The organism is Streptomyces sp. NPDC001606 (genome assembly GCF_053596835.1).
Genome location: NZ_JBSFHC010000030.1, coordinates 20,794 through 33,292, shown reverse-complemented (window position 1 = coordinate 33,292; position 12,499 = coordinate 20,794). Strand labels below are relative to the sequence as shown.

The window sequence follows — 12,499 nt, the reverse complement described above, 5'->3', positions numbered from 1 at the left end:
CACAGGCGACGCGGAAGCCCACCCGACCAGCCGGTGAGCGGCTGACGGTCCGTCAACGCGCTGCGGCGCCCCTAGGCGTTCCGCCGGACGGCGGCCTCGCCCGGCTTCGCCCGGAGGCGCGCCGGAGCCTTCCCGGCCGGGAGACGTGCACGCGCCGCCCGCAATCCGCGGCGCATCCTCTCATCACACTTTCACCGTTGCCTCATACGGTGGGGGCATGACGCAGGTGACTCCTCCCGGGTGGTACCCCGATCCCGGGCAGACGAATGACGGTCCGCGCACCGAGCGCTGGTGGGACGGCACGGCCTGGACGGACCGGACCCGCCCCGCCGGGACGGGCGCCCCCTGGGGTCCCCCGGCGGGCCCGCAGCCGTCGGCCGCCCCGGGGTACGGCGTGTATCCGGAGTCTCCGGGGACTCCCGGACATCCGGGGAGCGCGGGATACCCGGGGAGCGCGGGATATCCGGGGTATCCCGTACAGCCGGCGGTCCGGTCCCGGACGGGACTGCGTACGGGCATAGCCGTCGCGGCCGCGGCCGCGGTCCTGGCCTGTATAGGGGTCGGCGTGTACGCCCTCTCCAAGGACGACGGCGGCAGCAGCACCCGGGCCGGTGCGCAGCGGGGGCCGGGAGGTGTCCCGGACCGGGGCCGGGGCGGCGGGCCGGGCGGCTCGGACGGGTCCGGAGGTTCGGACGGGTCCGGTGAGTCGGGTGGGTCCGGGGGCGGTGCCTCGCCGTCGCCGCGGACGTCCGGGGCACCCAAGATCAAGGGCGGCGGCACGGTGCCGGACCCGGTCGACGGCATCAGCCTGCCGGTGCCGAAGGGCTGGACCGGGCAGACGATCAGCGTCGGCGCCCAGGTGACCTCGGACGACTCCTACACCTGCCCGGGCAACGGCAAGCAGACGTGCACGGCGGGCGGCGCCTACTCGGCTCCCGCGGTGGCGCTGGGCACCGAGGGCGAGACCGCGGAACAGGTCGCCAAGGCGGACATCGCGGCCAACGCCAAGCAGTCGTACGGCGGCACGACCTACGGCAGCATCACCTCGCACCAGGTGCTCGCGTCCCAGGCGGTGACGGTGGCCGGGCAGAAGGGCTATCTGGTGCGCTGGAAGGCGGTCACCAGCAAGGGCGCCGACGGCTATGTGGAGTCGGTCGCCTTCCCCTCGCCCAACGACGCCAAGCAGATGGTCGTGGTGCGCTTCGGCGTGGACGTCGGGCAGGACGTGTCCGTCATCGACACCATCGTGAAGGGGATCAGGATCTCGTCCGGCGGCGGCGACGGCCAGAACGTCTGAGGTACCCGGCGGCGCCGCCACGCGATGCGGCCGGGTGGGGCTCCCCTCCGCTCAAGGAGGAACCCCACCCGGCCGGTGGTGCGCGCCGCCCCCGTCCCCACGGTGCGGCGCGAGCAGGTCACCGTCCGGTCATCCCGGTGAACGGCGGCCTGGGTCTCAGGTCAGCCCGAGTGCGGGCAGCACGGCGGCCTCCACGAACCGCAGGAGATAGCCGGCGTCGGCGTACTGGCCGTTGAGGACCGGCCGGACGCGCAGTACGCCGAACATCATCGCGGGGACGAACTCCAGCGCCGGGTGCCCCGCGGGCACCTCGCCCCGGGCCACGCCCCGGGCGAGCATCCCCTCCAGCGCGGCGATCTCCGGGTAGACCAGCGCCTCGCGCAGCGCCTCGGCCAGCTCCTTGTCCGCCGTCACCGCGTGCCCCAGCGCCTGGAGCAGCTTGGTGTCCTTGCCGGACCAGTCGCCCGCGGCCCGCGCGGCCTGGCGCAGGTCCTCGGCGAGCGAGCCGGTGTCGATCCCGGCGAACCGGACCCGGCGGCTGGCCCGCAGGGCGGCCGCGACGAACTGGGGTTTGGTCTTCCACTGCCGGTAGAGCGTGGACTTGCTGCACCGGGTGCTGGCGGCGACACCCTCCATGGTGACGGACTCGTATCCGCACTCGCGTATCTGCTCCAGCACCGCGTCGAAGAACTCCCGCTCACGCTCCGGCGTGATCTTGGAGCGGCGCGAGGCGACGACCGACTCCGGTCCCTCCGCGGCCTGCGACGTCATGCGGTGCTTCCCCTCACTCGTGTACGGCCGGTGCCCTCCTTCGGCACCGGAGTCCGGTCAGGCGCTTCTCGAGCGCCGTCCGAAACATGTCTCCAGTGTGTCGCACATCAATCGATACGCCAGTGTACCGGTACCCAAGCGTATCGGTACACTGACGTATCGGAACGACAACGTATCGATGAGTGCTCCACGCACCACCGGCACACCGTCCACGCACCACCGTCAGCACCACCACGTCAGCGAAGGGGGCCGGGGGATGAACGCCCGCACCGAGCCTGCGGAGGCAGAAACGGAGCCAGACGCTCCGAGCGCTCCGGACGCGACATCGCGCCCGCCGCTGCTGCGCGAGTTCCTGCTCGTCGCCGGGCTGTTCCTCGTCTACAAGCTCGGCCGCCAGCTGGCGACCGGCCACACGGCGAACGCCTTCCACAACGCGCACCGCGTCTGGGACCTGGAGCGGGCCGTGCACCTGCCGCACGAGACCGCCGTACAGTCGGCGCTGCTGCACGGCGACACCCTCGTCCGCCTGGCGAACACCTACTACGCGACCGTTCACTTCCCGGCCACGCTCGCCTTCCTGGTCTGGCTCTATCTGCGCCGGCCCCCGCACTACATATGGGCGCGGCGGGTCCTCGCGGTCGTCACCACGGCGGCCCTCGTGCTGCCGTTCACGTTTCCGCTGGCCCCGCCGCGCATGCTGACCGGCACCGGCCTGGTCGACACCGCCCGGATCTACGGCCCCTCGGTGTACGGCCCGCCGTCCAGCGACCATCTGTCCAACCAGTTCGCGGCGATGCCCTCGCTGCACTTCGGCTGGGCGCTGATGGTGGCGATCGGACTGATCGCGGCCACCCGGTCCCGCTGGCGCCCGCTGTGGCTGCTGCACCCGCTGATCACCCTGCTGGTCATCGTGGGCACGGCCAACCACTACTGGCTGGACGCGCTCGTCGCGACCGCCATGCTGGGTCTGACCCTCGCCGTCATCCGGCCGCCGCGCCGGACGCCCGGCACCGCCGGCCACGACACCCGTGATCAGGGCACCGGTGGCCAGGACATCCCGCGCCGCCAGGTCCTGGTGGGAGCGGGCCGATGAACGCCCCCGCCCTGATCGCCGTCGCGCTGTCGCTGGTCTCGGCCGTCGCCTACGCCCTCGCCGCCGTCGCCCAGGAGCGCCTCGCCTCGCGCAGCGCGGACACCGGCCTGCTGCGCCTGCTCGGCACGGGCGCCTGGTGGTCGTCGGTCGGCCTGAACGCGGCCGCCGCGCTGCTGCATGTCGTGGCTCTCCGGTACGGCCCGCTCACCGTCGTCCAGCCGCTGGGCGCGCTCACCCTGGTCGCGGCCGTCCCGCTGGGCGCCCGGGCGGCCGGGCGGCGGGTCAGCACGGCGGAGTGGCGCGGTACGGCGCTGACGCTGCTGGGGCTCGGCGCGCTGCTGGTCACCGCGTCGGGTCCGGCACCCGAGCGGGTGCTGAGCCTGACCGAGGCGGTGGCCGTCGCCGGTACGACCGGCGCGCTGATCGGACTGCTGTCCCGGCCCGGCGCCCGGCCGGGCCTTCGGCACGCGACCGCCTCCGGTATCGCCTCCGGGGTCGCTTCCGCGCTCACCCAGACGGTGACGGTGGCGGCCACCGACCGGTCCGGCCCGGTCCTGGGCGTCGAGGTGATCGTGGTCGCGGTGCTCGTCGCCGCCTTCGCGGTCGGCGGACTGCTGCTGTCCCAGACCGCGTACCGCGGCGGCCTCGGCGCCCCGCTGGCCCTGGTCACCCTCACCAACCCGACGGCGGCCGCGGTGATCGGGCTCACCCTGCTCGGGCAGGGTCTGCGGGGCGGCGCCGCCGGTGTGCTGCTGGCGCTGGCCGGGGCGGGCCTGGCCGCGTGGGGCGTGCTGCTGCTCACCCGGGTGGCGCCGCAGGCCGGGTACCCCGGCGACGAGACGGACGAGATGTACGACGGCCACGGCGACGCCGACCACCCGGTGGCCGCGGTGCTGGCGCTGGAGCCGGAGACGGCCACGGCCGAGCCGGCGCTGGTGCCGCGTCAGCCGGAGCAGCCGGGACACCTCACGGCGCTGTGAACGGTGCCGCGAGCGGCACGGTGGGCGAACAACGGCGGCGGCCGGTCCGCACGCGTCTCGCGTGGACCGGCCGCCGTTGCCGTGCTCCCCGTCCGCCCCCGTGCGGCGCCGCTCAGTTCCAGCCGCGCTGGTCCTGCTTGAGGGCGGTGTCGACGGTCAGGGCCGTCGCGACCACCAGGCTCAGCAGCGGCTCGGGCAGCTGGTAGTGGATCTGGAGGACGTAGTTGTCGGCGGTCGTGAACAGCGTCTTGGCGAGGCCTTCCCAGGTCTTGGTGATCCGGGCGACCTCGTTGTCCGCGTGGTCCACGATGGCGAAGTTCCAGGCCCGCCAGTTCTCCGCCTTGATCGCGCCGACCTGTTGGCCGCCCGCGATCATGGCGAAGTTGATCTTTCCGATCATGTTCTGCTGGACGATCTCGCCGACCTCGGAGCCGTCCGGACGGGTCACCACGACCCGGGACTTGAAGATCTTCGCGGGCCGGGTCAGCAGCAGCTGCGGCTGGCCGTGGGCGTCGCGGATCTCCAGCTTGTGGGTCATGAACTGGTCCCAGCTGGAGACGAAGCGCAGGATCTTCTTCAGTACACCCTGGCCGACCTCGGTGACCGAGCCGATCTCCCGGCCGTTCTGATCCATGACCTTGTACTCGTTGGTCACCTCGATCAGCTTGGCCTTCTGGTTCACCACCAGCACGGGCTCGGTGAACAGGGTGCCCCCGCCGGGACCGGCGGCCGCGATCCCGGCCTGCTGCTGCACCTGACGCTGCACCCTGGGGTCGGCGGCCTGCTGCTGCGGGATGTGAGCGGCGGCCTCCTGCGGCGCCTGGCCCTGCTGCGGCTGCTGGTTGGTGTGCTCGGTCCACTGGGCCCCGTCCCAGTAGCGAAGCGTCTGCGGAGCCCCGTGCGGATCGGGGTACCAGCCTGCGGGAGTGTTCGATTGCGTGGTCACCGGGGCACACTACCCTGCCCTGACCGGTACCTGACCAGTCCGCACGGAGCCCTGTTCACCGCCCGTTCACCGGGTGGCGATCGCCGGATCGCTGACGCCGGGCAGCCCGTTCTCGACATGCCCTGCGAAGCCGCGCAGATAGGTGGGGTCGGCCTCCGAGGTGACGGTCAGGTCGTACCAGCGCCGGCTCGCCGTGAGGTCGACGGTGTGCCGCACGGTGGCGCCGGAGCGTACGGACACCGTGCAGGACGGGCCGCCGTAGCCGTCGGCCACCTTCAGCCGCACCGTCCCGGACGTCCGGTTGGTGAAGGTGAGTTCCAGGTCGTCACCGCTGTGCCGGGCGGTGACCTCCGGGCCCGCGACCTTGTTCCGGCCCTTGAACAGGCGCAGGAAGCCGTTGGGGCCGTGCACCGCGAGGTCGTAGGAGCCGCCGGACCAGGCCGAGTTCCAGGTGTCGGAGAGGGTCTTGCCGGCCTCGGTGGTGTAGGTCCAGGGGCCGTCGGTGCGGTTGCCCGAGGTGACGAGGAAGGCCGCGCCCGCCTCCGCCCCCGAGGCGAAGGCGAGCGTGAACGTCCCGGCCGCGGTGTCCGCCGCACCGTCCACCAGCGGGGCGTACTTCAGCGGGCGGGTGGGGCGGCTGCCGCGCTCCTGCCGGGGCAGCGAGGGGTTGGCGGGCGGCTTGGGCACGTAGTCGGGGTGGCGGTCGCGGTCCGGCGGCGCGTAGCCGGCCGTGGACGGCAGCAGGACCGGCCGGCTGTCCTTGCGGGAGAAGTCGAAGGCGCTGGTCAGGTCGCCGCAGATGGCCCGCCGCCAGGGCGAGATGTTCGGCTCGTGCACCCCGAAGCGGCGCTCGATGAACCGGATGACCGAGGTGTGGTCCAGGGTCTCGGAGCAGACGTAACCGCCCTTGCTCCACGGCGAGACGACCAGCATCGGCACCCGCTGGCCGAGGCCGTAGGGGCCGGCGACATGGCTCGCGTCCCCCTTGAACAGGTCCAGGGAGACGTCCACCGTCGACTTGCCCCGCGCGGCGGAGGCCGGCGGGAACGGCGGCAGGACGTGGTCGAAGAAGCCGTCGTTCTCGTCGTAGGTGAGGAACAGCGCGGTCTTGCCCCACACCTCGGGGTTGGCGGTCAGCGCGTCCAGGACCTGGGAGACGTACCAGGCGCCGTAGTTGGCGGGCCAGTTGGGGTGCTCGGTGAAGGCCTCGGGGGCGACGATCCAGGAGACCTGCGGCAGCGTGCCTGCCGTCACGTCCGCCTTCAGCCGGTCGAAGAAGCCCTCGCCCTTGGCGGCGTCGGTGCCGGTGCGGGCCTTGTCGTACAGCGGGTCGCCGGGCTTGGCGTCCCGGTACTGGTTGAAGTAGAGCAGCGAGTTGTCGCCGTAGTTGCCGCGGTAGGCGTCCTGGATCCAGCCCCAGCTGCCGTTCGCGTCGAGGCCGTCGCCGATGTCCTGGTAGATCTTCCAGGAGACGCCCGCCCGCTCCAGCCGCTCGGGGTACGTCGTCCAGCCGTACCCCTTCTCGTCGTTGCCGAGGACCGGACCGCCGCCCGTGCCGTCGTTGCCGACGTAGCCCGACCAGAGGTAGTAGCGGTTGGGGTCGGTGGAGCCCATGAAGGAGCAGTGGTAGGCGTCGCAGATGGTGAAGGCGTCCGCGAGCGCGTAGTGGAACGGGATGTCGTTCCGGGTCAGGTAGGCCATCGTCGTCGTCGACTTGGCCGGCACCCACTTGTCGTACTTGCCGTTGTCGAAGGCGGCGTGGGTGTCGTTCCAGCCGTGCGGCAGGTCCTGGATGAAGGCGAGGCCCAGGTCGTCGGCGTCCGGGTGGAAGGGCAGGATGTCCTTCGTGCCGTCGGACTGCTGCCAGACGGAGCGGCCGTTCTGGGTCACCGCGCGCGGGTCGCCGAAGCCCCGGACACCGTTGAGCGAGCCGAAGTAGTGGTCGAAGGAACGGTTCTCCTGCATCAGGACGACGATGTGCTCGACGTCTTCGAGCGTCCCGGTGCGGTAGTGGGCGGGCAGCGCGGCCGCGCGCTGGATGCTGCCGGACAGCGCCGTGAAGGCGCCGGTCGCCCCCGCTATCTGGAGGAAACGCCGCCGGTTGACTTCGGGCATGAGTGAGGGTCCTCTCGTCCTGACGTCGGTGGTGCCGCACGCCGTCGTGTGCCCGTCGCACGACGGGCGCATGACGGATTCTGCGCGGAGCGAGTGTTCCAAGAGCAACAAACGTCAGGGAAGGGGGTGGTGGCGCTCATGTGAAATCTCGGCGCGGGTCCGCGTGGCGCGGTGAAGGTGCGGTGCGGCTCAGTCCTGGGCGGTGGGTACGACCGCCAGGTGCGCGGCGCCGCCCCGTGGCCGGCGCGGGCGGCGCACCGGCGCGGCGGTCCGGCGCGGGTCGCGCAGGACCATCGTCAGCCGCCGGTGGCCCAGCTCCCGCAGGGTCTGCGGGGTCTCCTCCACGATGCGGCACTCGGTGGGGCCCCGGCGCGGGTCCGGGTGGAGCAGCAGCCGTACGGCACCGTCGAGCCGGGTGCCGGACTCGCCGACGGCCCGGATCCAGTGCGGCAGCCCCTGCCGGTAGGCGGCCTCCATGATCGGGTCCTCGGCGACGTCGCGGCGGACCGACTGGAGTTCGTGGTCGTGGCCGTGGCTGTCCAGGGCCGACTTGAGGTGGGCCAGCATCGGCAGGCACCAGCCGGACTCGTGCTCGCCGAGGACGTCCGCCGCGTCCGGGTGGAAGAGCACGAACCGCAGGAAGTTCTCCGTCGGCATGGCCGTCGGGTGCGGCCGCACGCCGTGGAAGAGCGTCCCGAAGGCGCCGTTGGCCAGTGCGACGTTCCAGCGGTGGTCGACGACCAGCGACGGGAACGGCAAAGAGTCCAGCAGCAGGGCGTAGTCCCTCAGATACGCCTGGGTCCCGAAGGTGTCGGAGGTCTCGGGGACGGGCCGCGGTACCGGCCGCTGCCCTCCTGCCTGATGTGCCATCGGGAGGTCACCCCTCTTGCCTCTGCGGCCTTCACGCGGCGATGCGATCCTGCTGCCCCGCCGCGATCCATGTCAACTATCGTGGCATTTCATGCCGGTTGACGGCTGAAATTCGCCACAGTTGTGGCGAGACCTGGATGCGAGTTCTCGGCACCGGCTACTCTCCGGGAAGTTCACGGCGAGCGCTTGCGGAGAACACGCACGCGTCCGAAGCCCTCGAGAAACGTAGGAGTTCTGTCGGTGACCGATGGCTACGAGGATCCGGGCGCCGCGGCGACCGCTCAGCTGCCGGCCGTCGTCGCCCGCGTCACCGCCCTCGCCGACCGGCTCGGCGTGCCGCAGGCCGAGGTCTTCGACACCGGCCGGCTCTCCCTCGCCTGCGGGGTGCCGGAGCCGGTGGTCAAGGCTCTGCTCAGCGGCCGGCCGGCGGGCGAACCGGATGTCCAGTCCCGCTTCCTGCAACGCCTGGACCTGCTGCGCCGTACCCGGATGAAACCCAACGGACGCAAGTACACCCAGCAGGAGATAGCCGACGGCGCGGGCATGTCCCGGCAGCAGGCCGGGGCCCTCATCAACGGCGACCGGCGGCCCACCATGGAGCACTGCGACGCGCTCCAGCGCTTCTTCCGGGTGCACGCCGGCTTCCTCACCGCGGAGGACCCCGAGGCGCTGGCGGGCGCGCTCCAGCGCACCGAGCAGGAACTGCTCCAGAAGCTCGCCGACCGCGAGCGGGCCGCCGCAGTGACCGCCGAGGACCCGCTGGAGCGGCTGCTCCAGGACCACGGGGTGCGTGGAATCGCCTGGCGCGCCGCGCAGTTGCCCACCGACCAGCACCGGGACAAGGTCGCCGAGTGGCTGGACATGCTCCTGGAGAGCGTCAAGCGGCCCGAGGCGTGAGCCGGGGGCAGAGGACGCCCTCGGCCTCGCGGCCAGCGGCGCGTTTTCACCTCCGCTGAGCGGGCGAACCGGCGCGGGCCCGGGGGGCGTTGTCAGTGGTGGGCGGCAAGCTGGACCTGTGCGCCGTACGACACGGCGCGCGGCGCCAGCAGGGCGCGTGACCATGACGTCCACTCGGGGAGAGCCGACCGATGCCGACCGTCGTACTGACCGACCGTGAACGCACCGCTGTCCAGGCCTATCTGCGGCTGCTGCACACGGTGCGCGCCGCCCTCGACGGGCCACCGGGGAGCGAGGGGCCCGTCGTCGTGCCGCCCGCGGTGCTCGCCGAGGCGGACAGGGCCCTCGCCCGGGCGGGTCTCACGGGCACCGAGGAGGAGTTCTTCCGCCTGCTGCGCGCCTGGTGCCCGCCCGTCTGACCACCGGGCACCGCGTCAGGAGTGCGGTACGACGACGGTGGTCATCACCACCTCGCCCCGCACCGCCCACCGGCCCTCGAAGGTCTGAAGACGCCGGCCGCCGACCAGCGGACCGGGGACGAGGAGTTCCGCGCGCAGCGTGCCGCTGGACTCGCCGCCGGGGCCGGAGTGCAGGGTGATGTCGGCCTCGGAGAAGTCGAGCCACTGGTGGGTGAGCGGGTACCAGGCCTTGTAGACGGACTCCTTGGCGCTGAACAGGATCCGGTCCCAGTGCACGGCGGGCCGCCGGCCGGCGAGCCGGGCGAGCCGCTCGCTCTCGGCGCGCAGGAACACGGAGGGGCCGACGCCGTCCGGGAGCGGCCCGTGCGGCTCGGCGTCGATGCCGAGGGAGGCCAGGTCGGTGGCGCGGACCAGTGCGGCGGCGCAGTAGCCGTCGCAGTGGGTCATGCTGCCGATGAGGCCGTCCGGCCAGCGCGGCGCGCCCCGCTCACCGCTGAGGACCGGCTGGGCGGGCACTCCGAGCTTCTCCATGGCCTCGCGGGCGCAGCCCCGTACGGCGGCGAACTCGCGGCGGCGCTTGTCCACCGCGCGGGCGACCAGCTGCGCCTCCTGCGGGTAGAGCGGGGACTCCCACAGCGGGTCGTCACGGTGTGCCTCCACGGCCACGACCGACTCCGGGAGCAGCTCCTCGATCACCTGCTTCGACCTCCAGCGGCAGGACGCGGCGCAGCCTTCCCGGGGGTTCCGGACGCTTGCGCCATTCACGGGGGTATCCCACCGAGACCTCCAGGAAGCGGACTCCGTCGTGCCAGGTGGTGCGGGGGATGTGGAGATGGCCGTAGACCATGGTCGCGACCCGGAACCGGCGGTGCCAGTCGGCGGTCAGCGTGGTGCCGCACCACATGGCGAACTCGGGGTGCCACAGGACCTCGGTGGGGTGCCGGTCCAGCGGATAGTGGGCCGCCAGCACGGTCGGCATGTCCGGGGGCAGCTCGGCGAGCCTGCGCTCGGTCTCGGCGACCCGGGCCCGGCACCACGCCTCGCGGCTCGGGTAGGGGTCGGGGTGCAGCAGGTACTCGTCGCTGCACACGATGCCGGTGCTCTCCGCGTAGGCCAGGCCCTGTTCCTTGGTGGTGCAGCCGGCGGGCAGGAAGGAGTAGTCGTACAGCAGGAAGAGCGGGGCGACGACGACCGGGCCGCCGGAGCCGTGCCACACCGGGTAGGGGTCTTCCGGGGTGACCACGCCGAGTTCGCGGCAGATCTCGACCAGGAGTTCGTAGCGGGCGACGCCGCGCAGCGTGACGGTGTCCTTCGGGTGGGTCCACAGGTCGTGGTTTCCGGGGGCCCACAGCACCTTGCGGAAGCGGCCGGCGAGCGTGCTGAGGGTCCAGCGGATGTCGGCGACGGTCTCCGCGATGTCACCGGCGACGATCAGCCAGTCCTCGTCGCCGGCGGGGTGCATCTCCTCGACCAGGGTCCGGTTCTCCGGATAGGAGATGTGCAGATCGCTGATGGCCAGCAGCTGTCCGGCCCCGGCCGTCGACTCCACCCCGCGCCCCTTCCGATCACCAGCACGCCGAGTCCACAAGAACACATATCCGGACAGGGGACAAGGGGCCACCTGGCGGCCTGTCAGCTTCCTGCCCTGCCGAGCGGTGCCGCCCCGCCGAGGGGTACGGGACCGGTCGGTACGGCGCCGGGCGGGGCGCCCCGCGCACCTCCCCGGCGCGGTGCGCCGAGCGCGCGCGGCCGGCGTGCGACGAGCGCCGGCGGGCCGTGCGGCACTTCCGGAAATCCGTAACACCCGCGTTGCACGCGGGGCCTCCGGCACGCCGTATGATCGCCCCGACACCGAAGCCCTCACTCCCCTTCTTGCAAGGGCTGTTTGGTGACCCTTCCTTCCTCCTGCCCGGGCACGGGCCGCTGAGCCCTGCCCGCACACCCGAAAGGCGGCCCGTATGTTCTCTCGCGTACGCGTATGGCTCAACCGCACGTACGCGGAGAACGTCTTCTTCATGGATCAGCTGCGGAGAAATCCCAGCGATCGCGCGGTGGAGATCCATGCGACGCACGGCGACCCCGACTCCCCCGTGCTGGCCGCCGCCGACACCGCCGACCTGGAGCCGGAGGGCCTGTCCCCGGCCGGCTATGTCGAGTACGCCCTCGACCAGTGCGCGCGGCGCGGCATCGACGTCTTCGTGCCGCGCCTGCACCAGGACGCGATCGTGGCACACCGCGCGGAGTTCGAGGCGGCGGGTACGGCGCTGCTGGCGCCCACGCCCCAGGCGGTGGCGGTGTTCGAGGACAAGGCGACCGCGTACGAGGCGGTCGGCGCGGTCGGGGTGCCGGTGCCGCCGTGGTGGCGGGTCCGGTCGGCGGACGAACTCCTCACTGCTGTAGAGGAGTTGGAGGCCGCCGGGCACAAGGCGTGCTTCAAGCCGGCGGCCGGTGCGGGCGGGGTCGGCTTCCGGGTGATCACCCGGGCGCCCTTCTCGCTCGCCCACCTCGACGGCTTCCCGGGGCCGTATGTGCAGCTGGACCTGGTTCTCGAGGCGCTGCGGCGGGCCGAGGAGCCCGTGGACTGGCTGGTGATGCCGCGCCTGGAGCAGCCGGAGGTGTCCGTGGACTGCCTGACCGGGCCCGACAACCGGGTGCGGATGGCGATCGGCCGTACCAAGAACGGCCGCCGCCGGGGCTTCACCCTGGACGAGCGGTGGCTGGAGCCGGCCCGGACGATCGCGGAGGGCTTCGGGCTGCACTACCTGTCCAACATCCAGTTCCGGATGTTCGGCGACCGCCCGGTGCTGCTCGACGTCAACACCCGGGCCGCCGGCGGCCTGCACCAGCTGTCGCTCTGCGGGGTGAACGCGCCCTGGGCCGCGGTGCAGCTGGCGCTGGGCGAGGACCCCGGCCTGGTCGAACCGCCGTTCCTCGGTGCGGACTACGCGGTGGTGTCGGGACCGCGTCCGCTGCTGCCCACGCCGCTGCCGCGGCAGCGGACCGAGGAGGCCGGCCCGACGGTACCGGCGGCCCCCGTCGCGCTGCCCGCGCAGCCGGCCGGAGCGGCGGCCCAGGCGCTGCCGCTGTAGACACCCGGCCGGGCAGCGGGAA

Annotated in this window: 12 protein-coding genes; 6 read left to right on the top strand and 6 right to left on the bottom strand. The window is 72.6% G+C overall.

The features are described 5' to 3' along the window. The first annotated feature begins 217 nt into the window (after positions 1 to 217). The gene (locus ACWCV9_RS35360; protein WP_450792830.1) at positions 218 to 1,297 is read left to right on the top strand and encodes a DUF2510 domain-containing protein; all 1,080 of its coding nucleotides are present in this window, start codon (positions 218 to 220) and stop codon (positions 1,295 to 1,297) included. A 156-nt stretch (positions 1,298 to 1,453) separates the two neighbouring features. On the opposite strand, the gene ACWCV9_RS35355 is transcribed toward ACWCV9_RS35360, so the two are convergent. Continuing rightward, positions 1,454 to 2,068, bottom strand: coding sequence for a TetR/AcrR family transcriptional regulator C-terminal ligand-binding domain-containing protein (locus ACWCV9_RS35355; protein WP_450792829.1), 615 nt, complete (start codon positions 2,066 to 2,068; stop codon positions 1,454 to 1,456). Positions 2,069 to 2,324: 256 nt separating this feature from the next. Here ACWCV9_RS35355 and ACWCV9_RS35350 point away from each other — a divergent pair, with 256 nt between their 5' ends. Then, on the top strand, positions 2,325 to 3,161 hold the full coding sequence (locus ACWCV9_RS35350; protein ID WP_450792827.1) for a phosphatase PAP2 family protein: 837 nt from the start codon (positions 2,325 to 2,327) through the stop codon (positions 3,159 to 3,161). Further along, positions 3,158 to 4,141: a hypothetical protein gene (locus ACWCV9_RS35345; RefSeq protein WP_450792826.1), complete on the top strand. Its 984-nt coding sequence runs from the start codon at positions 3,158 to 3,160 to the stop codon at positions 4,139 to 4,141. The genes ACWCV9_RS35350 and ACWCV9_RS35345 overlap by 4 nt, the downstream gene beginning before the upstream one ends. Positions 4,142 to 4,253: 112 nt before the next feature. Here ACWCV9_RS35345 and ACWCV9_RS35340 read toward each other — a convergent pair whose 3' ends face one another. The 3 genes from ACWCV9_RS35340 to ACWCV9_RS35330 form a co-directional block, all read right to left on the bottom strand. After that, on the bottom strand, positions 4,254 to 5,087 hold the full coding sequence (locus ACWCV9_RS35340) for a phospholipid scramblase-related protein (protein WP_450792824.1): 834 nt from the start codon (positions 5,085 to 5,087) through the stop codon (positions 4,254 to 4,256). 66 nt (positions 5,088 to 5,153) lie between these two features. Beyond that, entirely contained in the window at positions 5,154 to 7,202 is a 2,049-nt protein-coding gene (locus ACWCV9_RS35335; protein WP_450792822.1) for a phosphocholine-specific phospholipase C, read from the bottom strand. A 189-nt stretch (positions 7,203 to 7,391) separates the two neighbouring features. Beyond that, positions 7,392 to 8,072 (bottom strand): MmyB family transcriptional regulator, encoded by a 681-nt coding sequence (locus ACWCV9_RS35330; RefSeq protein WP_450792820.1) that lies wholly within the window; start codon positions 8,070 to 8,072, stop codon positions 7,392 to 7,394. A 240-nt stretch (positions 8,073 to 8,312) separates the two neighbouring features. Here ACWCV9_RS35330 and ACWCV9_RS35325 point away from each other — a divergent pair, with 240 nt between their 5' ends. Next, complete coding sequence (locus ACWCV9_RS35325) at positions 8,313 to 8,969, top strand: helix-turn-helix domain-containing protein (protein WP_385848029.1); 657 nt, start codon at positions 8,313 to 8,315, stop codon at positions 8,967 to 8,969. A 191-nt stretch (positions 8,970 to 9,160) separates the two neighbouring features. Continuing rightward, complete coding sequence (locus ACWCV9_RS35320; RefSeq protein WP_385848030.1) at positions 9,161 to 9,388, top strand: hypothetical protein; 228 nt, start codon at positions 9,161 to 9,163, stop codon at positions 9,386 to 9,388. A gap of 15 nt (positions 9,389 to 9,403) precedes the next feature. Here ACWCV9_RS35320 and ACWCV9_RS35315 read toward each other — a convergent pair whose 3' ends face one another. Together ACWCV9_RS35315 and ACWCV9_RS35310 are read right to left on the bottom strand one after the other, a co-directional pair. After that, positions 9,404 to 10,084, bottom strand: a complete 681-nt coding sequence (locus tag ACWCV9_RS35315; RefSeq protein ID WP_450792819.1) for a 4'-phosphopantetheinyl transferase family protein — start codon at positions 10,082 to 10,084, stop codon at positions 9,404 to 9,406. Then, entirely contained in the window at positions 10,032 to 10,937 is a 906-nt protein-coding gene (locus ACWCV9_RS35310) for a metallophosphoesterase family protein (RefSeq protein ID WP_450792817.1), read from the bottom strand. Before ACWCV9_RS35310 ends, ACWCV9_RS35315 begins: the two co-directional genes overlap by 53 nt. Before the next feature lie 409 nt (positions 10,938 to 11,346). Between ACWCV9_RS35310 and ACWCV9_RS35305 the strand changes: the two genes are divergently transcribed. After that, a complete protein-coding gene (locus ACWCV9_RS35305) occupies positions 11,347 to 12,477 on the top strand; it encodes an ATP-grasp domain-containing protein (RefSeq protein WP_450792815.1) in 1,131 nt (376 codons plus the stop codon). Positions 12,478 to 12,499 lie beyond the last annotated feature (22 nt).

Bases quoted from the DNA above. Each gene is read 5' to 3' on its own strand.
- ACWCV9_RS35360 (WP_450792830.1), top strand. From the start codon at position 218: ATGACGCAGGTGACTCCTCCCGGGTGGTACCCCGATCCCGGGCAGACG.
- ACWCV9_RS35355 (WP_450792829.1), bottom strand. From the start codon at position 2,068: ATGACGTCGCAGGCCGCGGAGGGACCGGAGTCGGTCGTCGCCTCGCGC.
- ACWCV9_RS35350 (WP_450792827.1), top strand. From the start codon at position 2,325: ATGAACGCCCGCACCGAGCCTGCGGAGGCAGAAACGGAGCCAGACGCT.
- ACWCV9_RS35345 (WP_450792826.1), top strand. From the start codon at position 3,158: ATGAACGCCCCCGCCCTGATCGCCGTCGCGCTGTCGCTGGTCTCGGCC.
- ACWCV9_RS35335 (WP_450792822.1), bottom strand. From the start codon at position 7,202: ATGCCCGAAGTCAACCGGCGGCGTTTCCTCCAGATAGCGGGGGCGACC.
- ACWCV9_RS35330 (WP_450792820.1), bottom strand. From the start codon at position 8,072: ATGGCACATCAGGCAGGAGGGCAGCGGCCGGTACCGCGGCCCGTCCCC.
- ACWCV9_RS35320 (WP_385848030.1), top strand. From the start codon at position 9,161: ATGCCGACCGTCGTACTGACCGACCGTGAACGCACCGCTGTCCAGGCC.
- ACWCV9_RS35305 (WP_450792815.1), top strand. From the start codon at position 11,347: ATGTTCTCTCGCGTACGCGTATGGCTCAACCGCACGTACGCGGAGAAC.